Origin of the sequence: Microcoleus sp. POL10_C6 (assembly GCF_036701585.1) — a bacterium.
Taxonomy (GTDB): Bacteria; Cyanobacteriota; Cyanobacteriia; order Cyanobacteriales; family Microcoleaceae; genus Microcoleus.
Map to the genome: position 1 here is coordinate 1 of NZ_JAUBRB010000067.1, position 22,329 is coordinate 22,329.

At 45.6% G+C, this 22,329-nt stretch carries 21 protein-coding genes; 5 read left to right on the plus strand and 16 right to left on the minus strand.

What is annotated here, in order from left to right; translation table 11 throughout:
- Positions 1-45 precede the first annotated feature (45 nt).
- On the minus strand, positions 46-321 hold the full coding sequence (locus QUA34_RS25940; protein WP_333389990.1) for a DUF433 domain-containing protein: 276 nt from the start codon (positions 319-321) through the stop codon (positions 46-48).
- A 67-nt stretch (positions 322-388) separates the two neighbouring features.
- Positions 389-1,291 carry an ion channel gene (locus tag QUA34_RS25945; RefSeq protein ID WP_333328479.1) on the minus strand — a complete coding sequence of 301 codons (903 nt, stop codon included), beginning with the start codon at positions 1,289-1,291 and terminating at the stop codon, positions 389-391.
- Positions 1,292-1,403: 112 nt separating this feature from the next.
- On the opposite strand from QUA34_RS25945, the gene QUA34_RS25950 reads away from it, so the two are divergent.
- Positions 1,404-1,724 (plus strand): hypothetical protein, encoded by a 321-nt coding sequence (locus QUA34_RS25950; protein WP_333328482.1) that lies wholly within the window; start codon positions 1,404-1,406, stop codon positions 1,722-1,724.
- A 140-nt stretch (positions 1,725-1,864) separates the two neighbouring features.
- Here QUA34_RS25950 and QUA34_RS25955 read toward each other — a convergent pair whose 3' ends face one another.
- From QUA34_RS25955 to QUA34_RS25970, 4 genes are all read right to left on the minus strand, one after another.
- On the minus strand, positions 1,865-3,190 hold the full coding sequence (locus QUA34_RS25955) for a hypothetical protein (protein WP_445242850.1): 1,326 nt from the start codon (positions 3,188-3,190) through the stop codon (positions 1,865-1,867).
- 564 nt (positions 3,191-3,754) lie between these two features.
- Positions 3,755-4,276, minus strand: coding sequence for a hypothetical protein (locus tag QUA34_RS25960; protein ID WP_333389966.1), 522 nt, complete (start codon positions 4,274-4,276; stop codon positions 3,755-3,757).
- 286 nt (positions 4,277-4,562) lie between these two features.
- The gene (locus QUA34_RS25965; protein WP_333328490.1) at positions 4,563-4,913 is read right to left on the minus strand and encodes a hypothetical protein; all 351 of its coding nucleotides are present in this window, start codon (positions 4,911-4,913) and stop codon (positions 4,563-4,565) included.
- Between the two features lie 387 nt (positions 4,914-5,300).
- Positions 5,301-6,401, minus strand: coding sequence for a saccharopine dehydrogenase NADP-binding domain-containing protein (locus QUA34_RS25970; protein ID WP_333328493.1), 1,101 nt, complete (start codon positions 6,399-6,401; stop codon positions 5,301-5,303).
- Positions 6,402-6,968: 567 nt separating this feature from the next.
- Between QUA34_RS25970 and QUA34_RS25975 the strand changes: the two genes are divergently transcribed.
- Positions 6,969-7,376 (plus strand): DNA-binding response regulator, encoded by a 408-nt coding sequence (locus tag QUA34_RS25975; protein ID WP_333389969.1) that lies wholly within the window; start codon positions 6,969-6,971, stop codon positions 7,374-7,376.
- Between the two features lie 172 nt (positions 7,377-7,548).
- Entirely contained in the window at positions 7,549-9,336 is a 1,788-nt protein-coding gene (locus tag QUA34_RS25980) for a cellulose-binding protein (protein ID WP_333389971.1), read from the plus strand.
- 17 nt (positions 9,337-9,353) lie between these two features.
- Here the strand turns inward: QUA34_RS25980 and QUA34_RS25985 are convergent, their stop codons facing one another.
- The 4 genes from QUA34_RS25985 to msrA form a co-directional block, all read right to left on the minus strand.
- Positions 9,354-9,935, minus strand: coding sequence for a DUF948 domain-containing protein (locus QUA34_RS25985; RefSeq protein ID WP_333082968.1), 582 nt, complete (start codon positions 9,933-9,935; stop codon positions 9,354-9,356).
- 37 nt (positions 9,936-9,972) lie between these two features.
- A complete protein-coding gene (locus QUA34_RS25990) occupies positions 9,973-10,314 on the minus strand; it encodes a YtxH domain-containing protein (protein WP_333328502.1) in 342 nt (113 codons plus the stop codon).
- A 121-nt stretch (positions 10,315-10,435) separates the two neighbouring features.
- A complete protein-coding gene (locus tag QUA34_RS25995; RefSeq protein ID WP_333328506.1) occupies positions 10,436-10,759 on the minus strand; it encodes a hypothetical protein in 324 nt (107 codons plus the stop codon).
- 129 nt (positions 10,760-10,888) lie between these two features.
- A complete protein-coding gene (gene msrA / locus QUA34_RS26000) occupies positions 10,889-11,542 on the minus strand; it encodes a peptide-methionine (S)-S-oxide reductase MsrA (RefSeq protein WP_333328509.1) in 654 nt (217 codons plus the stop codon).
- Between the two features lie 317 nt (positions 11,543-11,859).
- On the opposite strand from msrA, the gene QUA34_RS26005 reads away from it, so the two are divergent.
- Complete coding sequence (locus QUA34_RS26005; protein ID WP_333328513.1) at positions 11,860-11,997, plus strand: hypothetical protein; 138 nt, start codon at positions 11,860-11,862, stop codon at positions 11,995-11,997.
- A gap of 123 nt (positions 11,998-12,120) precedes the next feature.
- Here the strand turns inward: QUA34_RS26005 and QUA34_RS26010 are convergent, their stop codons facing one another.
- Positions 12,121-13,047, minus strand: a complete 927-nt coding sequence (locus tag QUA34_RS26010; protein WP_333389974.1) for a DUF6999 family protein — start codon at positions 13,045-13,047, stop codon at positions 12,121-12,123.
- Positions 13,047-14,915, minus strand: coding sequence for a 3-oxoacyl-[acyl-carrier-protein] synthase III C-terminal domain-containing protein (locus QUA34_RS26015; protein ID WP_333389975.1), 1,869 nt, complete (start codon positions 14,913-14,915; stop codon positions 13,047-13,049). Before QUA34_RS26015 ends, QUA34_RS26010 begins: the two co-directional genes overlap by 1 nt.
- A 246-nt stretch (positions 14,916-15,161) precedes the next feature.
- On the opposite strand from QUA34_RS26015, the gene QUA34_RS26020 reads away from it, so the two are divergent.
- The gene (locus QUA34_RS26020; protein WP_333328526.1) at positions 15,162-16,178 is read left to right on the plus strand and encodes a hypothetical protein; all 1,017 of its coding nucleotides are present in this window, start codon (positions 15,162-15,164) and stop codon (positions 16,176-16,178) included.
- Positions 16,179-16,381: 203 nt separating this feature from the next.
- Here the strand turns inward: QUA34_RS26020 and serS are convergent, their stop codons facing one another.
- The 4 genes from serS to QUA34_RS26040 all read right to left on the minus strand — a co-directional run bounded on the left by serS (position 16,382) and on the right by QUA34_RS26040 (position 22,256).
- On the minus strand, positions 16,382-17,662 hold the full coding sequence (gene serS, locus QUA34_RS26025; RefSeq protein WP_333328529.1) for a serine--tRNA ligase: 1,281 nt from the start codon (positions 17,660-17,662) through the stop codon (positions 16,382-16,384).
- Positions 17,663-18,030: 368 nt separating this feature from the next.
- The gene (locus tag QUA34_RS26030) at positions 18,031-19,662 is read right to left on the minus strand and encodes an iron uptake porin (RefSeq protein WP_333389978.1); all 1,632 of its coding nucleotides are present in this window, start codon (positions 19,660-19,662) and stop codon (positions 18,031-18,033) included.
- Positions 19,663-19,710: 48 nt separating this feature from the next.
- Positions 19,711-20,715, minus strand: coding sequence for an ABC transporter permease subunit (locus QUA34_RS26035; RefSeq protein ID WP_333210503.1), 1,005 nt, complete (start codon positions 20,713-20,715; stop codon positions 19,711-19,713).
- Positions 20,712-22,256 carry a sugar ABC transporter ATP-binding protein gene (locus QUA34_RS26040; RefSeq protein WP_333328535.1) on the minus strand — a complete coding sequence of 515 codons (1,545 nt, stop codon included), beginning with the start codon at positions 22,254-22,256 and terminating at the stop codon, positions 20,712-20,714. The genes QUA34_RS26035 and QUA34_RS26040 overlap by 4 nt, the downstream gene beginning before the upstream one ends.
- Positions 22,257-22,329 lie beyond the last annotated feature (73 nt).

Genomic DNA, 22,329 nt, shown 5'->3' on the forward strand with positions numbered 1-22,329 from the left:
CAAGCTATAAAAGCGATGGTTAATCCAGATCTGCAAGAACCATCTTTAATTCCTCAAATTTAGACCTGAATCCTTACCGGCACTCAGATCGGGATGACCTTCTAAAATATGAGCATCTGTGGCACTTTGACGGCGATAACTTACCAACAGCCAAACAGGAATCCGAGTTTTTCGGATACAGGCTTCTCCGCCCATGACACCGGGAGTCTTTTGAATTCCCGGCCAAAAGTTGCTTAAACTTTGGGCTAGGAATTGTATAGCTTGAGCCTTTTCTTCGGGAGTTAAAGCCAAGAGTTGCGGTTGCAATTCTTTGAGTGTCATCTTCGTAGTAACTGAAGTCATAAATATCAACTTTTATCGTCCTAGAGGTATTCTAGCACTATTATACTCACAACTTTTCTTCCACCGGCTTCACATCGTGAAACCGAGTATAATCAACCACCCGCCCTCCCGTCGCCGATTTCAAAAGAATATCTACAAATCGCATATTCCACATAATTTCAGAGGCTACAAAAGAATGTCGCGCGTGAATAGTTTGCGAAACTGTTTCGTCAATTCCTGTTAAAGTAATTACAATTTCCGCTTGCTGTTCCATCAAGTCTTGGGCAGTAAGTTGGTACAAAGGACTGCTCTCCTCAATTGCGTGCATAACCGTCCAAGTTAAGGCAAAAACCGGAGAGTGACTTCGCACTAATTGCAAATCGTAAAAACGCCGCATAAATTCTCCTTCCGCTGTTACCTCGTTGCGGATCAAAGTAGCTCGCTGCTGCGCTTCTAAAATTTGGTTGAAACGCTGATTTGCAGTGCGGTACATCAGAGTCGGAACGCCGTTGAAAGGAGCGATCACAGCTACCCGGCTGAAGATAACTCTAGCTGTTGGTCTGGAAAATCTCGAAAAAGCCAGTCCCGTCACCATCGCCACTCCCCACAAACCAAAAAGCGCTTCGATCGCAACTATAGTATTAGCGTAATCCGTGCGCGGATACATAGCACCGTAGCCGATCGTCGCCATTGTTTGCACGCTGAAAAAAAAGGCATCTTGGAAAGAACCGGGCCGCGCGTTAGCAATGCAATCTCCTCCCGCCAAGTATGCTAAGGCAAATAAAGAATTCGCGACTGTATACGACAGACAAATCAGCAGGAAAAATCGCGGCCAAGAAAGAGTTAGCAGCCTGTGGTAGAGGTCGGCAAAATGCAGGCGCGGTACTCCCAACTTGACAATATTTAAGGGGAATTGTCCTTGGCGGCTGACTAAACGCGCCTGTTGCTGGCGGTTGCGGTTGCTTTTCATTGCGATTTGTAACTGCGGCTGTTTCAATTTGTAACTATTGCTTTGACCGGGAAAACTTATCCTTTAGACTGATGTCTGATTCCAAAAATTCGGATACAAGCGGAGTTTAGAAATGGTTGAGCTTAACTGGCATGACTATCTCGTTATGGTTTCTTTTGTGGCATCTATTGCGGGTCTAGTCCTGCTGGGTGATAATCGTGACTCGCAGCCAACGGACGATCGCACTTTGAGCGAAGAAATCCTAATCAAGATGAGCTTTACTTACTGGATAGTGTACTGCATCTCTTTTTTCGGGCTGAAACTTCACCTACCAGAGGATAGCTGGTTATTGCTCAGTTTGAAGCTGACTACGGTTCTTTCTTACTTGTTGACTGCTTCTAGCATACTCAGCCTGCCGCTGCAACGCATGGCTGTCCGACAAGTTGAAGATTAAAAAAAAGTTTTTGTAGTGAGGACTTCAGTTCTTTCGATCGCGCTGAAGAAAAACTAAAGTCCTGACTGCAAAGCTATTTGAGTTATATTACCGGGCAATAAACTCACAGTTAGCTGTGAGTATGCCACGAACTCGGTTGCTTAGGATTTAAAGCCTTTAGAGCTTTTCTTTTTATCCTGCGGTTTAGACTTTGACTTATTAACTTCGCCTAAAGCTTCCTGAAATAAGTTGTGCAGGTGCACGGGAACGCTGGCAATTTCGGGGAGTTCTGGTTCTAAGGGTTTTTTAAACTCTTGCAGCAAAGCATCTAAATCGCGCTCAATCTGAAAGTCTTTACGTTCCAATACAGTTTGCAAAATTTGTTCTAATTTCGCTGGATTAACTTTAGCTAACCGTTGCCAAATCCAGACATTAATTGCAGGATCTTCTAGATAGTTACGCACCAGCTTTTCGTAACCGGGAACGGTTGAAAAATCTTCGGCTGCTAGCAGTGCAGTAAATTGAGTGTAAGTAGACAAAAAGCTTTGTCCCCAGCGAGGATGAGAAAGTGCTGTCACCTGTTCGGCTTTCTTGAAGCGATCGGGCAATTCAACTTTCGGCATTACCATTTTTGAGTGAGGATCGCTATCGATCCCTACCTCCACTGAAGACGGATCTGCACCGGCTGCTGCTATAGCTGCTGCTTTAATTTCTTCTGCATCGACTCCAGCATCTTCAACGATCTCCGCCAGAGATTTATGTTCATCAATGCCGATATCCGCTAGGCGTTTTTTAGTGATGAATTCCTGAAATTCAGCCAACTGTTTATTCAGGTGATATCCCGATAGCGTAACTTCCTCACTGCCAAAAAATTCGGTAAAATCTTCGTGGTACTGTTCTACCGAATGCCAAGCTTGCTCTAGCAATTCCGGCGCATCGCTGTATAGGTTATTTTTGTGATTTTGCTTGAAATTGCCGATCGCCACCGCCAACTTCGGCTTGCCCAATTTCCCCATCGGTATCGGAGGGCCCGATAGTATCCACCAGTCATCGGTGAGAGGAGCAATCCGAGCCCGCAAGATTTCTCCTAACTTAAAGCGAGACATTTCTGCAAGAAAATTAGGACTGTTGGGCTTGACCACGTAGTGCTTAGCCGTCAGCCAGTTCATCAGTTCAAACCTGTCGGGGGAAAGTTGAGTGATTTCAAATAAGCCGGTGAAGCTTCTGTGTTCCCAACTTTCCAGCAAGCTACGATCGCTCTCGGTTAAATCCGGCTGACTTTCGACAAAGAGGTCGATCGGCGTTTTCTCTCCGACTTTACCTTCGATGGTAAAACTGTCAATCACTTGATTTTGCTGAGCAATATCGTAGCGCTCGCCGGTCGATCGAGCGGCAGCATAAGCTTCCAAAGCTACCGCCAACTCTCCCTCAGCATCCAGCACAAAGTCAATTAAATTTTGCTTGAGTGTCCAAGCTCTTTCCAACATTTCATCCACAATTTATACCGATTTTGAATGAGAGGATTTAGATTTTTAACAATTATCGGGCTTGAAGCAACCAACGCTTTACGCTGGGGCTGCGATTGAATAAAGCGCATCGCGAACAATGACAGAAATATGCGATCGATGCCTCAGTCCTGAATAAGTTTAATTTTAAGGCTAATAGTCAAAAAAAAATGTTAATCTCAAACGGAAGCATCCCGATTTTGTAAAAAGCATTTTTTAGGAGTGCGATCGTCCCGCACAGCAAAGCCTCTACGTATCTAGCGAGTTCTCACAGCGAACAGTCCTGTGAAATAAAAATAGTGCTGAAAAATGGGATTTCAAGGGATCATAAAAATACCCTCTCCGATGTAGAGAGGGGCTGAAAATCCCCAAAAACTTCGCTAAACTCGCGTTAAAAACTGTGCTATCTATCAACAACAGTCCAAGACGCAGCAGCCGGTTTTTTTTTTGATCAAACACTTCTCTCCATTCCGGTACCCGGCTAAAAATAACCGGAACATTTGAGTTTGTGTGTCTCCAAGACTGAGAAATACTTGGCGTAAGCCCTTAGCGGCCGTCTTTGTCAATGTCGCCAGGAACAGCCCGTTCCACCCGATCCCAAGCGTCGCGCGTGGCGTGCTTAGCTTTTTCCCAACTCACTTTAGACTTACCGCGATTTGTTTCGTAGTCGCGCTGCAAATCCGGTTCGATCTCGTTGAATTTCTTACCAGTAGCGCCATAGCGACTGTATCCCTCATAACCGGTTCGGTATGCAGGCTGATAGTCTTCATAAGTTGCGCTAGTGTCCACGTAAGGACGGGAACTATAGTTGCTTTGCCAGTAAGCATCTTCTACCGTGGGGTCGATCGCCTCGCCCACACCTTTGCCCACCAAACCGCCGCTAAACGAACCCACAACAGCGCCGACAACTGCTCCTACAGGCCCGCCGATGGCACCGCCGATCGCAGCACCCGCAGCACCGGCACTCGCCGCACCAATACCCGTTGCCACTGGATGAGCCCCTGTTTCCCCCGAAAGCGGGTCGAGGTTAGCATCAGGTTCATGTACCGTTTTTTTGTCATCGCTCATGATATTTTTTCCTTTTATCTAAATGTAACTATTATTAAATTTACCTTTTAAATTCATATCTATTCATCTGCCTTAAGGATGAATCTGCTAGCTTCCAAAGGAGGGAAATGAGAAAATACTTCTCCAATCAAAAAGTAGTTTTACACACTACTCTCAAGCGATAAGGTGCGCCGAGGCGCACCCTAAATCATTATGTTCAATTGAGTTCTGAGATCGGCTTTATTGTGTACTCACTGAAGCTGTTTATTTACCAGCAACTTGAGTTATACATAAATCTCTTGATTTATTAGTTGCCCGTGACCTTTTCGATCAAATCTTCAGCTTTTTGAACTATTCCTTCTTGCGGGTGTTCTCCCTTGTACTCTTTTAAGCTTTCGTCGTAAGCTTTCTCGACCTTGGCAGGATTTTGAGAGGTTTTGACTATTTCTTCGTAAGCTGCTTGGGGATTGAGATCCTCGAAACTTTCTGCGGGGTCAGTAATTTTAGCTTCTGGCGGCGCCTGAGTTCTATCTTGACCTGCGTAAGCAGTCTGACTGGGTACTACCGCTAGACTTAGCAGACCCATGAACGCCAGGGTACAGACCAGCAAAATGCTTTGGCTCAATGTTTTTCCGAGAGCTTTTAAAACCCGCTTCATATCAACTTCTCCTCGTATTTTTCCGCAAAAATTATGGTGTTTGTCGCCCCTTCACTGCGATCGCACATTGACAACCTTGGTTCAAGCGCAATCTTTGTCGCAGCTACCGCATCTAGAGCGAGGCAAAAGGGATGTTTCTCGTGACATCCCATATCTTAAGCGCCTGCTTGTTACTATTCCTTCTACCAAAAGATAGATTAGTTATACAAGCGGAACTCATCTCCTATGAGCGGCGATCGCAATTCCTGCGAGGAACCCTATCTAGGGGTTTTCTCATCTATTACGAAGCCCCTGACTCTTCTTTTGCGGCGCGTCTTTCGCGTCTTCGCCCTTCTGGAAAAAATTCCATTTCTCAACATTTTAAATTGCTATAAATAACCTAACTCACTACAAAACCACCTGCTCTATCTCTAGGTTTCTGTTCTGCATAGCTCGTTCAAATAGCTCAGTAGAAAGAGCTTGCTCTACCGACCAAACGCCAGGTTTTTCCAGTTTACCTTCTAACATTAATTGAGCTATGCTGCCAGTACCGATGCCCGTAGCGACGGCAGCACTGGGGTGTACCGCTGTCGAGCAAACTTTAGTCGGTTTGCCGTTTTTGAGACCAGTCACTTGCGATCGCACTGCCACACCAACCCCACTAAAACTATTAGTAACACTGGTCATCCCATAACTGACATAGGAGAGAAATTCAATCACGGAGTTATTTTTGAGCCAGCTAGCCGGCCAATACTTGGCAACAAACCAGGTAAGGTGATTGTAAAGGTCGGGAGACGTACCGAATTTAGTCACAACTGATTTGACGGGGAAAGTTTCGGGCAAAGTGATTGCTTCCGGCATATCGAACCAGTAAACCCCTGTGTTGCCGTAGGGTGCGGGAAATTCAATTGTTTCGCGATCGCTGTAGGGTTTTACTTGCTGCCACTTGCGATCGGCCCAAACGTCAAAAGGGGTTTGCAAACCTAAAAAAGTGGTTCTCATGACGGTAACGCCAGCGCCGCCCGAACCTCCGACAACATAACTCAAATGGATGTGTTCTGCTTCATCTAATTGTTCCACATCTCGCCGCACCATGCTATTAGACACACCGGGAAAAATTCCCGTATTAATAATAGCCGTTATCCCAGCATTTTTAGCAGTTTCGCGCAATTCTAAAGCCCTGCGAGTAAAACTGCGGCTGTCGCTGACATCAGTATAATTAACACCTGCTTCTATGCAAGTTTTCAATACACTGGCGTCTCGGTAGTGAAAAGGCCCGGCACAGTGAACGACGAGATTAGAGGATGAAACCGCTTGGTGCAGGGCTGCACTGTCTGCTAAATCTAAAGTTTGGAAATGCACCCGATCCGGCGGCAATCCCCGCCCAATAGAGGCTTCAGAATTGCGTCCGGTAACAGTAATTTCCGCGTCGGTATGGGTAACAAGGTCTTGGGCAACGCTGCTGCCAATTCGTCCCCGACCGCCGACAATCAAAACTCGGTTTGCCATCGCTAAAAAAAGGGTAACGCCACTTCTCAGTTTCTCAAATTGGGGTCAGCGTTTTCATCCGCATAAAGTATGAATTGAGGAGAATGCGAGATGCTGGGGGATCGGCGGCGATCGCCCTGATCCAGAGATGGGCAGGGGCGAGAGACAAAGAGAATGAGTTGTTAATTTAGTCCCGTACTAGCTTTACCAATCGGGAGCAACAATAAACCCCCAAGAAGTAACTCTGACTCGCTCTCGCCCTAGAATTGTAGCAATCTGAACAACTCGATCGTATTTTTTAGCTTCCAGGATTTTTTTGAGCTAGATGTTTCAATGCCTCATATTTGATTGATTCATCAGTTATCAATAGAGCAAATTTTTGAATTTTATCCAAATATTTTTGGCTATTTTTTGAATATACCTCTTGCCAACTAATTTTAGTTAGGCTATAAAAAAATTGCTTAATGGGAGCAGAGTGGGGAGCATCTCACCTGGGCAGCCCAGCTAAAAATTGCAGGTGGGAACCCGATCGAAATCGTCGCCGCTGTTATGGTCTCCGTTGTAATTTGTTGTCAGCACTTTACAATTATGAGATCGCGAAGGGTACTAACAGAAACAGAAAAACTTTACCTCCGAGGATTGCTTTCCGGTTGCAGTCCCGCCGAAATCGCTCGCCAACTGTTTCAGAGTTCCAAAAGTGCAGAATTTTATTTATGTAAAACTTTATACCACTATGTTAAAAAACTCGCAGATGTACCTAACGAACCTGTAGGAAATTGGCGCAATATTTGCGATCAGCTACAGGAAGCCGGATCGAAAACTCTGCCTTCTCCTGAATTTAAAATAAATAATTCTGTACCCACAGAAGCATTAGTAAAAAGAGTTTGTATAGGTGTGATTGAGAAAAATACAATATCAATTGATATTAACATTCGACTAGAATTCCCATCTACTGAGGAAACTCGGAAAAAAGAAGATTTGGATAAAGAGGATTAGATGGGCGATCCCACTTGGGGACAGAAACGGCGCTCGCCCCTGCACAGAGAGGCAAAAATGTTAATAATCTTATAGCTGATAGTTTGAGAAGGAACTTTTTGATAAAATATCAAAATTAAAACTGGTCGCACCCGTTGCGATTTTACCTAAAATAATCAAATTAGTCAAATTTATGTCTCGATTAAGTATCCGATCGAACAACAAAGCTCTGGGCTTTGTGGTGGGTTTATTAATTTTTGTCATTTTTATTCCCGGATGTTGGGCTTTAACAACTAATATTGCTCCCACACCAGTACGGCAAGTAGATAACAAAGTAGCGGTGCGTGCAGATGTACAAAATACATCAAATTCTCGCTCTTCTTTAGGAGTTGGGCTTAATGGTATTGCTGACTACTCCACACAATTACCCTTTTTAGATGCTTTCAAATCTTCTAGACAATGGATAACTCAATGCGTTAGCGGAGAACCAAGCTGTAAAGGTGAATGGGATACAGAGGAGTATAATCTTTTAAATCTTGATGAAAATGGGTGGGTGAAGTCTCTCCCATCCCCCGAAGATGCTCCTAAATATACCAGGGTAAGTACGCTATTACTGAGGGAAATCCCCAATCGCTATCCTTCAGGGCAATATATTGTTACTTATGAGGGTGAAGGTGCGATCGAATATGGCTTTGATGCCAAAAAAGATGAGGCTGCGTCGAAACCTGGGAGAGATATCCTTAATGTCGATGCCACACAAGGCGGAGGCATCATGATTATAATTACTGCTACCGACCCCAATAAAACAGGGAAGTATATCCGCAATATTAAAGTTGTTCACTCCCAAGATGAACAGCTTTTTCAACGTGGTGAAATATTTAATCCGCTGTTTATAGACAAGATTAAAAAATTTAGAGTCTTGCGTTTTATGGACTGGATGGGGACAAATGGTTCCGAACAAAAAGACTGGTCAAACCGGCCTAAACCAGAGAGTGTATCCTATGCTGACAGAGGAAATGTTCCCATAGAAGTTATGGTGAATTTAGCTAACAAAGTCCAAGAAGAACCCTGGTTTAATATGCCACATCAGGCTACGGATGAATATATGACTAACTTTGCTAAAATGGTCAAAGATAGTTTAGATCCCAAGCTGAAAGTTTATGTAGAGTATTCTAATGAGGTTTGGAATTGGTCATTTCCACAATCGAATTATGCTTTGGAACAAGGTAAAGCGAAGTGGGGAGATAAAGGCGATGCTTTTATGCAATGGTACGGAATGCGTACGGCTCAAATGTGCGATATCTGGAAAGGTGTTTTTGGGGATCAAAAGAATCGAGTTGTCTGCGTGTTAGGAACTCAAAGAGCCTGGAGAGAGTTAGAAACTTATTCTTTAGAGTGTTCCTATTGGGTAGCTGAGGGCAATAAACCTTGTTATCAACACGGGATTGATGCCGTAGCTATAGCGGGATATTTTAGCGGAAACTTGGGCGGGAAAGAAAGTGTTAGTACAGTAGAGTCTTGGTTGAATGACGCAGATGGCGGATTTGGCAAAGCTTTTAAGCAATTAAGAGAGGGCGGGTTACTGCCGGGGTTCAAAGATAGTTTGCCCGATGTTGAGAATGACTTTAAGTATTTCTTAGATGTGGCTCAAAAAAAAGGTCTCAAGTTATTTGTTTACGAGGGCGGTCAACATATTGTAGGTATTGAAGGAGTTGAGAATAACGAAAAACTGACTCAGTTTTTTATGGAATTAAATAGGCGTCCAGAAATGTATGATATCTACACCCAATTACTGAATAGTTGGAAACAAGCTGGAGGGAGTCTTTTCATGCACTTTGTGGATGTGAGTTCATTTAGTAAGTGGGGAAGTTGGGGCGCTTTGGAGTATGTGGAACAAAAGGGTTCGCCTAAGTATGATGCTTTGATGGATTTTATTGATAAGAATCCTTGCTGGTGGGATGGCTGTGCTGTCGAGGGATGATCGGGAATTGGGTGCAATCAAGAATCGTTTGATCGCACTTCCTCAAACTCTTCAGCATTCCCCGGCAAACCCGAACCCTCGCTACTCCTCAACCTGGGCGATTCCCCATTACTCGCACCGGCACCGTAACCCCCAGAATATCTGTCCTCCAAACCCGACTCCCTCAGCGCCAGCGCACTTCTTTGACTCGGCGACAATCTCTCTGTCGAACGGCGATTTGTCCCAGACATCGGTGGCTTGCGAGTTAAAGTTTTCCAAGCAGCCTTAATCCCAGTCACCACGCTGCGAGTAGTTACCTGCACATTTTGCGCCTGCTTTTTGGCGCTACCAATACTTCGATCGACCTGTTTGACAACCTCGCCCGCACTTTGCACTCCCTCGCTGACATCATCCGTCAACTCGCTAATTTCCAGCCCCGTCAACCGAATCGCCTCCAAAGTGGGCGGAAATTCGCGAGAAAGCGTGTCAGCGAGCTTTTCCACGCTGCGGGCTGCGCGTGCCAGCGCTTGCACCGCAGGTATTAAAGTCACTAAAACAGCAGTCAGGCTAACTGCTACTAGCAAAATTGAAAGTCCTAGCCAAAATATGGGATCACTCACTTGAATCTGGGATTGGGGGTTGAGAATTTCATGCCATTTAGCGGATGGGAGGGCGCGACGGGGGACTCACTTCAGTTTCAGCTTCCGACAGTGTTTGCCGTTCCCGCTGAGTCGCTTCCAAACCCGCCGCTATCGCCTCTTTGAGTCTAATCAAAGTTTCGTCCCAATTTCGGATTGCAGTTTCAGAAAGTCGATCGGCCTGCAACTGCACGCTAGTCGATAAATCTTCCGCCAACTCGGGCAAAGCATCGGCCGATTTTTTCAATATCTGCCGCGTCTCCTTGCCGGGTCGCGGTGCTATCAGCAAGCCAGTCACTGCCCCGATCGCAGAACCCACAAGCAAACCGCCAATAAAGAATCCTGAACGTTTAGTTGACATTTGTATAACTTCTCTCCATACACCAATTTTAGGGGCGTTTGCCCGATCGCAGCCCTTTACAAAGGTAGAAATATTGTTGAAAATCCTACGGAGTCAGCACGGGCGGCAATTTTAGGATAGCTTACCTGAAAGGTCGATCGCGCCTGGACCAAAGCATCCGTCCCAAACCCAGCAATCCCAAAAGTTGCTGAACCTGTTGCAGTTGCAACTCTAGTTGTTGATAACGTAGTCGCAGTTGGTGGGTACCTTGCTGCCTTTTACCAAGGAAAGCCGGCGACATAGTGAGGACATTGCTGCTACAGCGTTCGATTGCTGCGATCCGAAGTTCCAAACGTGCGATCGTCCGCCTGATTTTCCACACTTTCGCAGCGATATAAAAACAGACCAGAGATATCATTAAATTGATAATTACCACACCAGCCAGCATTATTTTACCTGCTTTCAACTAATCCCTTTTACCATCTCAATAACCTTTCAGTCGTCTGAAGACGACTTAAGCTTTGAGGCAGGGGTTTAAACCCCTGCCGGACTGCCGGAGTATTGCAACCGCCTCAAAATACCCCTTGTCAAAGTTTTAAGCCTGAGACATAGCAGGCAAACAAACCTTAGTACCGCCCAAACCGCAATAACCGTTCGGGTTTTTAGCAAGATACTGCTGATGATAGCTTTCTGCGTAATAAAACTCAGGAGCATCAATAATTTCAGTAGTAATCTTGCCGTAACCGGCCGCCGTCAAAGCCTGCTGGTAAGCATCTCGCGAAGCTTCAGCTAACTGCATTTGGCTGGCTGAATACGTGTAAATGCCCGATCGATACTGAGTACCAGAATCATTGCCCTGACGCATTCCTTGAGTAGGATTGTGACTTTCCCAAAAAACTTTGAGCAGCGTTTCGTAACTAATTACTTTCGGATCGAACACAACCAGAACTACTTCATTGTGTCCCGTCATCCCGCTACAAACTTCGTTGTAAGTAGGATTCGGAGTAATCCCGGCTGCGTAGCCAACAGCAGTCGAAAAAACTCCATTTTGTTGCCAAAATTTGCGTTCCGCTCCCCAAAAACAGCCCAGGCCAAACAACGCAGTCTCCATGCCGTTTGGAAAGGGAGGTTTGAGCGGATTGCCGTTAACAAAGTGAGTTGCCGGTACCGACATCGACTCTGCCCGTCCCGGTAATGCCTCTTGGGGAGAGGGCAGGCTCGACTTTTTGCCAAATCCAAATAGCACCATAAGTTTGTAAGGGGATCTCTGATCAACGTCTTTACCTTACTTAATAATATCAGATGTATACTGAAAATAGTGGCCCTCTTAAAGGTAGAAGGTAAAAGCCAGAAGGCAAATGTTTGTTACGGAAGGTTTTTGGTGATACTGCTCACTGCCAACGCAGTTTTAAATCACATTAGGCAGTGTTCTATGTCACCAAAACATACCTAAAATATCACCTATTGTTGAGGTATAAATCACGCTGATTTTAGACAAAACAGCCGATTATTAAAGGTATGGTGTTGTAGAAGTTATTCAATACCATTTATGGGGAGTGTGTAGAAATGAGCGCTAAACCTTGCAGTCAACCTTTAAAATCTAATCCGTTTATTACTTACCGCGACCCAATTACAGGCAAGTGGATAGTGGTAAATCAGACTTTGCCCCAAGCAGCAGAACAAGCACAGCTAGTAGCAGCTTGAGTTTTACTATTAATTTTATACCTGAAAATTAACGATTCTTTCAAACTGCAGGACTTACGCAAAAAGTTACTGCACGCGCTACTTATATTCGTAAGGTGCTTATGTTTCACATACCTAAGCACCTTACTTTGAAACATTTATCATCTCTTTTTGCAGTTCCAAATACCGATAGAGATATTCCGCAATTATTCCGTGCAAAAACAAGTCGCGTGCCGCATTAAACGGACTGTTGGGCGCTAGCGGATGGCGATTGACAATTACATGATTCCAGTCGCAATTTCCGGTAATCTCGCTGACGTACACTCCGAAGTTTTCATCTAACTGAAGCGACATCACTGCTCGCGCAAATTCGTCGCTAGTCAAACACAGAGAATAAAATACTTTAAACAATTCGATCGCAGATTCTAAATCCAGAATGTTTAGCCATCTGCGTTTTTCAAAATCTATGGCAACTTCTACTGGTTGAATACTATCATAATTTATTCCCCGTTTTTTGACGACTTGCAACCAGTTAGGATTGGTCAGCATTGCCTGGTTGTAATCCCAGACAAAGTTATAGAGAATTAAGTCGTGTTCGAGAAACGCATTGTCAGCTAAATCGCTAACAGTGTGCGGATAAAGCTTTGACTTTTCAATCTGGGTATCGGGGCCGTTGTCAATCAAGAAGTTGATAATATTGGAGCCGATGCAGATGTGTCGGACAATTAAATAACAAGCTTCTGGCGATACAAAATTATTTAGGAAAAATGCAGCCGATTTGTGCATTAAAGTGTAAGCGCGGAATTGAAATGGCAACAAACGCTTTGTTGTCATAATTACCGCCAGCAACAAGTTAGCAATTACTTTTATCGGAATCAGCAAATAACTGCGAGTCCAGTTTTGCAAATCCCGGATCATATATGCTTTTGCCACTAAATCGACGGGAATAGATCGATCGCAAAACAGCACATCCCAAACATTCGGATCTCGGCGGTTATAGGGTTTGGTAGCGTAAGGGATTTTTCGCTCATCTGGGAGATTTTCGGTATCTTGTTTTTGCAGCTTTTGCATTAGCGAATTTCCTCCAATTGCAGCAAATATAAACGAGCAGTGACGCGAGCAGTTTTAACAATGCGGCGGGCAATATCATCTGTCATCCATTCGGCATTAATCAAATTTTCCAGTTTGGCTAAATGCGACTCGTCATTAGCTCCGTGGTACGCTAAAAACGATACTTGTTCGGAGTGCAAACCGAGAGTTTCTTGAATCTGTTTTGCCCACTTTCCCGCCAACTGATTTCCCAATCCTTCGATAATAAACATACTGCCAATTAAATCGACTGGATTGTCCCGCGATGCTTGGTGGAAAATAAAAGCTGATAGTGCTTCGCTGCCAATATTCTTATCATATTCCACAATCTTTGCCAATTCACCGCCCACAGAAACATAATTTTGTTCTAGCATTTGATAGTCGCGGTGTTCGTCTTGGGCGTGGCCGATAAAAGTCGATCGCAGTCGAAAGTCACTCATGTTAGAAGCAGCGCGAGCAATCCAGCGAGCTCCCTCTACAACTTGCGGCCGGAGATTGCACAGCAAAGCTTGATAATCTTCTATTGTAAACTCTCCTCGGTACAATTTGCGGACAATAGGAACAGAACGAATTTCGCGATCGAACTTCAGCCAAATCCATGCTAACTCGCGCAACAAATAAGCTTGCGGAGAGTTGGGGTGTTCGGGTTTAACGCTTTCGAGAGGCGAAGCTTCGGGAACCTCATGAAAGTTAGAAATTGCAGAACTCATAAGCTTATGGGTATTTTCCACAGCAGTTAACATCATATATGCCGTGGTAAAGCGCCCGCTTTCCGGGACAAAACAAAAGATTTTCTGTCCCGGCTGCAACTTACCCGAATTGAACAATTCCTCTAACATTAAATAAATCGAGGCACAGCCTGTATTTCCCCGTGTGTATAAGTTAGTAAACCATTTTTCTTCAGGAATCATGCAGCCTGCTTGTTCCAGAAGTTCTACAATTTGCCCCCGGAAAAAGTGAGACGAATAGTGGCACAGCAGCCAGTCGATTTCCTGCGGACAAACTCTCCCGGCTTTAATCAACCGCAGCCAACCTTCAACGCCTAATTTCATTACATTGTCCAGCAAGCGAATATTTTGCCGCAAGTCAAAAGCTCCCGCTGTGGCTGCATCGAGGTAGGAGGAATAATCCAACCAGCTTTTAGTTGATGTTTCGTTGGCTAATCCTGAATACATACAAACAGGATAAGCATTGGCGTGAGAAACGAGTTCAATCCATTCTATTTTTAAACTAATTCCTGTTGCGCTAGGATGGTTTTGGAGCAAGAATGCTCCGGCACCGTCGGAGAGCATCCAGCGCAGAAATTCTGTATCGAAAGGCAGGGGTTTTCCCGCTTGCACTGAAGTCTCTGTTTCAAATTTGGTGTTTTTGAACAGGCGCGAGGGAAATTCGGAAGCGACGGCAATTGCTGTTTGTTTTTTGCCGAGTTCGATTTGAGAGACGGCGTAATTTAAAGCACTAACTCCGGCACAGCAAACTCCTTGAGTTGAAACTATTTCTAGGGGAGAGAATTCGGAAAGTTCCCCGTGTACTGTGCTGGCAAATCCCGGTACTAATAAATCTGGTAAAGTAGTAGCGCAGGCCAGTAAGTCGATCGCCCCTGGTTCCAGATTTGCCTGGGCGATCGCGTCACGGACGGCAAACGCTGCCATTTGGCTGTTAGAATATAGTGTTTGCTGCTGTTTGTCGATCGCGTAGTAGCGCTGTTGAATGCCGTTGCTGTTGAGAATTCGCTGCCTGACTCTCGAAGGGCGCGAGGCAACTTTGCCGAGATATTCTTCCATCTCATCATTATTAATCGGTTCTCCCGGCAAAAATTTTCCCATCCGATTGATATAAGCACTGTACATGGGGTAAACCTCTAAAGTTGCTAATTTACTCAGGTTCGTTGCTTTGTTAAATCAAGCCAGAAAATATCTAAAATTGATGGTGCTTTGTGAAGCAGTGAACTTGCAAGGAGAAACCAGCTATCTTGTAGAGTCGCCGGAAATCAGGCAAGTTGAGCAACAGCGGCAACAAGTTACCTGAAGCGGGGTGAAGTTTTATGTAATTGAGCCAATATGTAACTAGAGTTCCTTCGCAGCTTCCCGACTGAAATGGATATTGCAAAACTAGATACTTGGTATTCTCCTTCTCAACGCCGCACGGCTGTTTCGCTGTTGATGAAACGAGTAGGCGTAACTCGCACTAGGGCTGAATGCTTTATCAGGCTTTGGGTTTACTTATCGGTGAAACAGCTTCAGGAAAGCCAGCCCCGTCTCAAACCACCGCTGGCAAAACTGGAAGTGCCAGCAACAGAAGTGCAGTGCACTCACCGGGAAGCCGCCGAACTATTTTACTCCGATTCCGATCGCGGGAGCGATCGCGCCGCCGGAATGATGTTAGATAAATTAGCAGCACTCGGATTAATCGCAAAACACTTTGATGGTAACGCTACGGCAATTCAAATTCAACCAGTTTCAGAAATTTTAGATACCGCCGAACCTCAAAAGCCAGTACAACTCCAATTAGATGACTTCAACCCTCGGTGCGACGCGATTCCCGTTGCCAATTTATTAGCCACCAATTACAACTGGATGAACCGCAATACTAACGCCGTTCCCCACAAAATTGCTAAAATCCTCCGGCTTTTTGCCGATCAATACTCAAAGGGAATGCGAGTTTTGCGCCGCTCAGATAATCTCAATCCAGTCGGATTTTACTTACTTTATCCCACAGCTAGCGAATCTGAAGTAAATTTTTTTAATGCTGCTAGTAAAGGGCTTCATTTAAGTTCTATTTCCGATATCGATCCTTTCAAGATGGCGCTACCAGCAGATATAAACTGCCAGTCAGTATTTGTCCGCAGTTGGATGATCGATCCGCAGTATTTGTCAGAATACCGCATTGCTTTTCTCGAAGACGCACAAAAAGTTTTAGGCGAAATGCAAACAGATTTTCCCAATCTTTGCGACTTGTACACCCTGATGATTCACCCCATGTACGAAAAACAGTCCCTGGCTTTGGGATTTCAGAAGACTAGCAGCGATAGTCAGTTATCTGTTTATTGGATGTATCTAGCATTGGATAGATTTTTAGCATTAAATATCAAAGAAGCGTTGCTCCAACTGTAATAGACATCTGGTAAATAGCCAGCCAAGGGCAGGCAGGATGCCTACACCACAAGAGTTTTACTCGTTACTCGTTACCAGGCAGAGCCTGGTAACGGAGATCCACAGGCTCTGCCTGCAATTTTCGCAAGCAAGCGAGGCAGAGCCTCTGTACATCGGTTCCCAGGCAGAGCCTGGGCTACCAGTTAATCGCCGAATCATCTTGTTTATAAAACTTCCCGTCCCAAATAGGGTTGTAAGGCTTCCGGCACTTTTACAGTTCCGTCTGGCTGCTGGTAATTCTCCAAAATTGCCGCCATTGTGCGGCCCACAGCTAAACCGGAACCGTTGAGGGCGTGAACGAATTGAGTGCCTTTTTTCCCCGCTTCTTTAAAGCGAATATTTGCCCGCCGCGCCTGAAAATCTGCGACGTTGGAACAACTGGAAATCTCGCGGTATTTGCCAGCAGATGGCAGCCACACCTCTAAATCGTAGGTTTTTGCGGCCGCGAAACCTAAGTCACCCGTACACAATGTGATCGCCCGATAAGGCAATTTCAGCGCCTGTAAAACTCCCTCAGCATCCTGTACTAACTTTTCGTGCTCTGCCTCGGAGGTACTCGGATGCACGAGTTTTACCAATTCAACTTTATTAAATTGGTGCAGTCGAATTAATCCCCTCGTATCTTTGCCGTAACTGCCAGCTTCGCGGCGAAAGCAAGGAGTATAAGAACAGTGATAAATTGGCAACTGTTCTGCTGTCAAAATTTCACCTCTGTACAAATTGACAACCGGAACTTCGGAAGTAGGAATTAACCACAAATCATCTTGGTCACACTTGAAACTTTCTTCAGCAAATTTGGGTAATTGACCAGTAGCGGTGAGGGATTCAGTGTTAACTAAAAATGGGGGAATTACTTCTACATAACCGGCTTTTGTGTGGCGGTCGAGCATGAATTGAATAATCGCTCTTTCCAGGGCTGCACCAGCTCCAATTAAGCTCACAAAGCGGGGCTGAGCGATTTTTACGGCCCGCTCAAAGTTGAGAATTCCTAATTTTTCGCCGATTTCCCAGTGCGGTAAAATACCGGAATTGTGGGGAATATATTCGTCTCCCCAGCGCCGGATTTCGACGTTTTCTTCTTCATTTTTGCCGATCGGCGTTGAGGAACCTGGCAAGTTTGGCAGCGGTAGCAATAAAGCTTCTATTTGAGCTTTTAGGTCTTTTTCCTGTGCTTGCAGTTCGTTCGACTCGGTGCCGACTGCGTTGCCTTCTGCTTGCAGTTCCTGAATTTCGGGAGATTCGAGGGGTAAACCCGATTTTCTTTTTTGACCTATAAGTTTGGCAATTTCGTTGCTGCGGGCTTGTAGTTGCGATCGCTTGCCTTCCAACTCCCGCTGCTGTTTGTCTAATTGCAAAATCGGCTCTATTTCATAGTTACCTCCGCGCAGGTTGAGGCTTTCTTGCACGGCTTGCGGGTTTTCTCGGATTAATTTGAGGTCTAGCACAGATTTATTCTAAATCTTAAATTTTAGAGCGGCTGGGACAGAACGAGATGATATAGCAGCTTTGTTAATCATTGGCATATTGAATCATAATTTATTCTGACTCAAAATCTTCGTTGGGTGTCACCCCTGGAGGGTGACACCCCACAAATGTATGTTATAGTTGCAAATATTAGTAGATGCACCCTGATAATTTTCTACCCCAGCCAGCGATGGTAGGGGTTTTTTGTTGTGTGGCATGGAATTGAAGCCTTGAATGCACTATCAGTCTAAAAAACCCGGTTTCTCGCGATTATCGTCTCAAATGAGGCAATTACGTCAAGAAACTGGGTTTTTGTGTCCAAGACTAGATTACTAAAATATGTTTCGTGTTAAAAGTTAAAGCCTGTGCGAAGCAACCAAACCCACTGAGTGTCGTTGCGGCTGTCATTCTCAGGATTAACAACGGCCCAAACACCAGGGGTGATGGAAATGTTGTCGTTGACCTGAAAGCGATAGAAAGCTTCAATGTGATAGGAAGTATCTCGCTCGTGGCGCACATTACTGCTCGTCACGCGACCTGGCAAACCCACCAAAATCCCCGGTAGGTTGCCTTCACCTCCCACATCTGGGAAACTTATCCCGATCGCTGCATACACAACATCAGCGCGATCGCCACCGTCAACATTTAGCAAAACCACGCCACCTCTACCATCAGAAACGCTGCTAACACCAGAATTTTCTGCATTGGCGCGAGTATAAACGCCCCAACCGTGAACTTGCAACCGGGGAGCAAGGCGGTAAAATCCTTGTACGCCTACAGAATCGCTGGATGTAGCAATATTGTCCCCAAACGGTCGCGCAGCCAGAAAACTGCCCGTACCGCCTGTAAGGTCGGCTTTACCGCTTGGGGCAAAGGTACGAGAATAGGCTACGCCAATGGCTCCGCGATCGCCCCGGTAGGCAAGCTGAACCAGAGCGTTGTACGAACCGTTGAATAAACCGTTACTTTGCTGCGAGAGATTGGGATTGCCTGCGACATAGCCCACAGTCAGGGTGAGGTTTTTGACGATCGTCCAGTTGACACCAGCACCGCCACCTCCCCGGCGGTAGAGGGGATTGTATTGTCCGAACTTCGAGGGAATTCCCTCACTATCGCTGGCGATCGTGGGAGGAGTCAGTAAATCCGTAATATCGGGATACCCGACACCTGTCGGGCCGACGGTCAGCGCCAGATTAGAGGTCAGCGGGGTGACATACAATACGTGAGGGACGGTGATTGTGTTATCGACATTGCCATCAAAGTTCAAGGCCGTCATATTTGTACCCGTATAGTCGGCAATCCTGCCCAAGTTGCCGAATTCCAAACGGGTTCTCAGCATATCGCGACCGGTGAAGCTGGTTTCAAAATTTAATCGCCCCCGGTTGGCAACAATAGTGTTGGTGCGATCGCGCGAATCCCCAACACTGTTACCAGAGGTATCTGTTACCACCACGATAATTTCCGCATTCAGCTTCGTAGTAGTCGAGAACTGATTCGCTTCTAGTTCGGCTGTGCGTGCATCGAGACTATCGACTCGACCGCGCAACACCGATAATTCAGTGGCAAATTCTGCTTGCAGCTTTTGGACGATCGCTAAATCTTCTCTAGTAATCTGGTTGGTTGTTCCTGTGGCAATTAGTTCGCTGACTCGATCGAGACAGCTATTCAATCCTGCGGCAAATTCGTACCGCGTCATCGCCCGGTTTCCTTTGTAGGTACCGTCGGGATAACCGACAATGCAGCCGTAGCGTTCAACTAGAGATTGCAGCGCCTGAAACGCCCAGTCAGTTGGTTTTACATCCGAGAGTTGAGAGACAGAATTAACCTGCGCGAAGGGGTCTTCTGCCAAGGTATTTAACGGTTCAGGAGCAACTAATCTATCAATTGGTGCAGCAAAACTTGGGGATGATGTTAGTAGAAATACAGCAGGTGAACCCAGGATAAAAGCAGTAATCAGGTGATAAAAATGCTGGATGTGCATAGGAAAAAGCTCCGAATAAGGAACCGATACACCGAATTAGCAATACCTTTACGCTGCGCTTGAACCGGTGCGAACTTTGTCAATCGTTACTGCGATAATTATCACCAGACCTTTGACAACTAACTGCCAGAAGAAAGACACGTTCATGAGAGTTAGTCCATTGTTGAGCAGGGCAATAATTAAAGCCCCCAGCAAAGTACCCCAAATAGTACCAATTCCACCTGTGAAACTCGTTCCTCCCAAAATTACAGCAGCGATCGCATCTAATTCGTAGCCTTGCCCCAACATCCCCGTCGCACTGTAGAGGCGCGACGCGCTCATAATTCCACCTAAACCAGAAAGCAACCCACTCACGCCATAGACAAATAACAGCACGCGACTCACCTTAATACCTGTCAATCGTGCTGCCCGAATGTTGCCTCCCACGGCATAAATATGCCTCCCTAGAACAGTCCGTCGCAAGACAAACCAACTCGCTAAAACTGCGAGGAAAGCGATAATAACCAACCAGGGAATTGGGCCGACATAATTGTTACCTACCCAAGCAAAATTCAGATTTCTATTGATAACTGTAGTGCCGTTAGCTACTAAATAAGCAACTCCCCGCAAAGCTGTGTAAGAACCGAGGGTTACGATGAACGGAGGCAAACCTAAATAGGCAACTAGGGAGCCGTTAAGCAATCCCAAAAAGACTCCGGCTATTAACGCAGCCGGTACGGCAAACCAACCCAGACCTGGAACTAAGGAAACCAGCACCCCGACAACTGCCGTCACGCCCAAAATTGACCCGACTGAAAGGTCTATTCCGCCCGTCAAAATCACAAAAGTCATGCCGGTAGCTAGGACAATATTGATCGATGCTTGCCGGATGACATTGATCAAATTTCCAACTGAAAGAAAGTTGGGCGTTACCAGGGAAAAAATTATACAGATGCCAACCAAAATCGGTAGGATACCGGCCACTTGGATAAAATTTCTCCAAGCTTGAGATTTACTGGCTTTTTGGCGATCGCTCCCTGAACTTCTGCTGGTTTTTGTTTGCGTTTGACTCATGATTTTACTACCTCTTTTGCACCAGTGGCATAAGCCATAATGTTTTCTTGCGTAATCTTTTCCCCAGTCGAGCCGCCTACTTCACCGACAAGGCTTCCTGCGCGCATCACTAAGACGCGATCGCTCATTCCCACAATTTCCGGCAGTTCGCTGGAAATCATCAAAATAGCTACACCTTTGGCTGCCAAATCGCTAATAATTCGATAAATTTCGCTTTTGGCGCCAATATCCACACCCCGCGTCGGTTCATCTAGCAAAAGTACCTTTGGGTTGATAGCCAACCAACGCGCTAGCAGCAACTTCTGCTGATTTCCCCCAGAAAGATCCATTGCCCTGATGCTGGGGCTTGCAAGGCGAATCTGCAAATTATTAATAGCATCATTGACAACTTTCAACAAAAAATTTGAGTTAATAATGCCAGCTTTTGCTTCTCTATCGAGGACATTCATGGTGATATTCTCACCCGAACTTGCCTCCAAAAATAGTCCGAGAGCCTTGCGATCTTCTGGCACGTAAGCAATTCCGGCGGCCATTGCTTCATCGGGTGTCGAGACATTGAGATGACGACCTTCCAGTTTTATTTCACCGCTTGTCTTTCGATCCGCACCAAAAATCAGGCGGGCAAGTTCTGTTCTGCCGGCGCCAACTAAACCAGCTAAACCCAGAATTTCGCCCGCATGAAGTTGAAAAGTGGCAGGCTTTACTTTGTGGCCGTCGCTTAAATTTGTTACCTCAAGAACAACTGCACCCGGTGTTATTTGATGCTTGTGTTCGTACAAATCCTGTAAAGAACGACCCACCATCATTTCCACCAGACGATTAGCAGAAATTTCGTGCTTTTCAAGAGAGCCAATATATCCGCCATCTCGGATGACGCTCACGCGATCGGCAAGGGCATAAATTTCTGCCATTCTGTGGCTGATATAAATAATAGCAATGCCCTCATTCCGCAAGCGGCGAACCACTTCAAAAAGCTTATCTGTTTCGCGGTCTGAAAGCGCGGCCGTCGGCTCGTCCATCACTAAAATTCGGCTGTTGTGTTTGAGCGCCCTAGCTATTTCGACTTGCTGCTGTTCCGCAATTGAAAGTGTAGAAACCAGGTCTCCCGCCTCAAAATTTGCATCGAGGTTTTTCAAGACCTCAGATGCCTTGCGCCGCATTTCATCTTGGTCTAGAAATGTACCTCCTTTCTTCAGCTCGCTGCCCATAAAAATGTTTTCAGCAACTGTCAGATTGGGGGCAAGATTGAGTTCTTGATAAATAATCGCTATCCCTAAATCTCTGGCTTGAGCGGGGTCTGTCATCTTAACAGCTTTGCCGTCTATTCTGATTTCGCCTGCATCGGCTATGTAGGCTCCCGCCAGAATTTTCATCAGCGTACTTTTGCCCGCACCATTTTCCCCCATGAGGGCGTGGACTTCACCTGGGTAAACGGTGATATTTACATCGTGCAAGGCTATAAAACCGTTAAAGGTTTTTTTAATACCTTGCATTTCGAGTACGGGCTTAGTGTTAATTGAATCTTGAGTGCTATTTACCATTGTAAATACCGTAAGGAAATCTGCTTGACTATTAAACTTAGATCCCCCCTAGGCCCCCTTAAGAAGTGGGGGA

Excerpts from the sequence above, each read along its gene's own strand:
- QUA34_RS26035 (WP_333210503.1), bottom strand. The coding sequence starts at position 20,715 with ATGAGTCAAACGCAAACAAAAACCAGCAGAAGTTCAGGGAGCGATCGC.
- QUA34_RS26015 (WP_333389975.1), bottom strand. The coding sequence starts at position 14,915 with ATGTACAGTGCTTATATCAATCGGATGGGAAAATTTTTGCCGGGAGAA.
- QUA34_RS26030 (WP_333389978.1), bottom strand. The coding sequence starts at position 19,662 with ATGCACATCCAGCATTTTTATCACCTGATTACTGCTTTTATCCTGGGT.
- QUA34_RS26040 (WP_333328535.1), bottom strand. The coding sequence starts at position 22,256 with ATGGTAAATAGCACTCAAGATTCAATTAACACTAAGCCCGTACTCGAA.
- QUA34_RS25970 (WP_333328493.1), bottom strand. The coding sequence starts at position 6,401 with ATGGCAAACCGAGTTTTGATTGTCGGCGGTCGGGGACGAATTGGCAGC.
- QUA34_RS25975 (WP_333389969.1), top strand. The coding sequence starts at position 6,969 with ATGAGATCGCGAAGGGTACTAACAGAAACAGAAAAACTTTACCTCCGA.
- QUA34_RS25965 (WP_333328490.1), bottom strand. The coding sequence starts at position 4,913 with ATGAAGCGGGTTTTAAAAGCTCTCGGAAAAACATTGAGCCAAAGCATT.
- QUA34_RS25950 (WP_333328482.1), top strand. The coding sequence starts at position 1,404 with ATGGTTGAGCTTAACTGGCATGACTATCTCGTTATGGTTTCTTTTGTG.
- QUA34_RS26020 (WP_333328526.1), top strand. The coding sequence starts at position 15,162 with ATGGATATTGCAAAACTAGATACTTGGTATTCTCCTTCTCAACGCCGC.
- QUA34_RS25960 (WP_333389966.1), bottom strand. The coding sequence starts at position 4,276 with ATGAGCGATGACAAAAAAACGGTACATGAACCTGATGCTAACCTCGAC.
- QUA34_RS25980 (WP_333389971.1), top strand. The coding sequence starts at position 7,549 with ATGTCTCGATTAAGTATCCGATCGAACAACAAAGCTCTGGGCTTTGTG.
- QUA34_RS26005 (WP_333328513.1), top strand. The coding sequence starts at position 11,860 with ATGAGCGCTAAACCTTGCAGTCAACCTTTAAAATCTAATCCGTTTATT.
- QUA34_RS26010 (WP_333389974.1), bottom strand. The coding sequence starts at position 13,047 with ATGCAAAAGCTGCAAAAACAAGATACCGAAAATCTCCCAGATGAGCGA.
- QUA34_RS25940 (WP_333389990.1), bottom strand. The coding sequence starts at position 321 with ATGACACTCAAAGAATTGCAACCGCAACTCTTGGCTTTAACTCCCGAA.
- msrA (WP_333328509.1), bottom strand. The coding sequence starts at position 11,542 with ATGGTGCTATTTGGATTTGGCAAAAAGTCGAGCCTGCCCTCTCCCCAA.
- QUA34_RS25990 (WP_333328502.1), bottom strand. The coding sequence starts at position 10,314 with ATGTCAACTAAACGTTCAGGATTCTTTATTGGCGGTTTGCTTGTGGGT.
- QUA34_RS25945 (WP_333328479.1), bottom strand. The coding sequence starts at position 1,291 with ATGAAAAGCAACCGCAACCGCCAGCAACAGGCGCGTTTAGTCAGCCGC.
- QUA34_RS25955 (WP_445242850.1), bottom strand. The coding sequence starts at position 3,190 with ATGTTGGAAAGAGCTTGGACACTCAAGCAAAATTTAATTGACTTTGTG.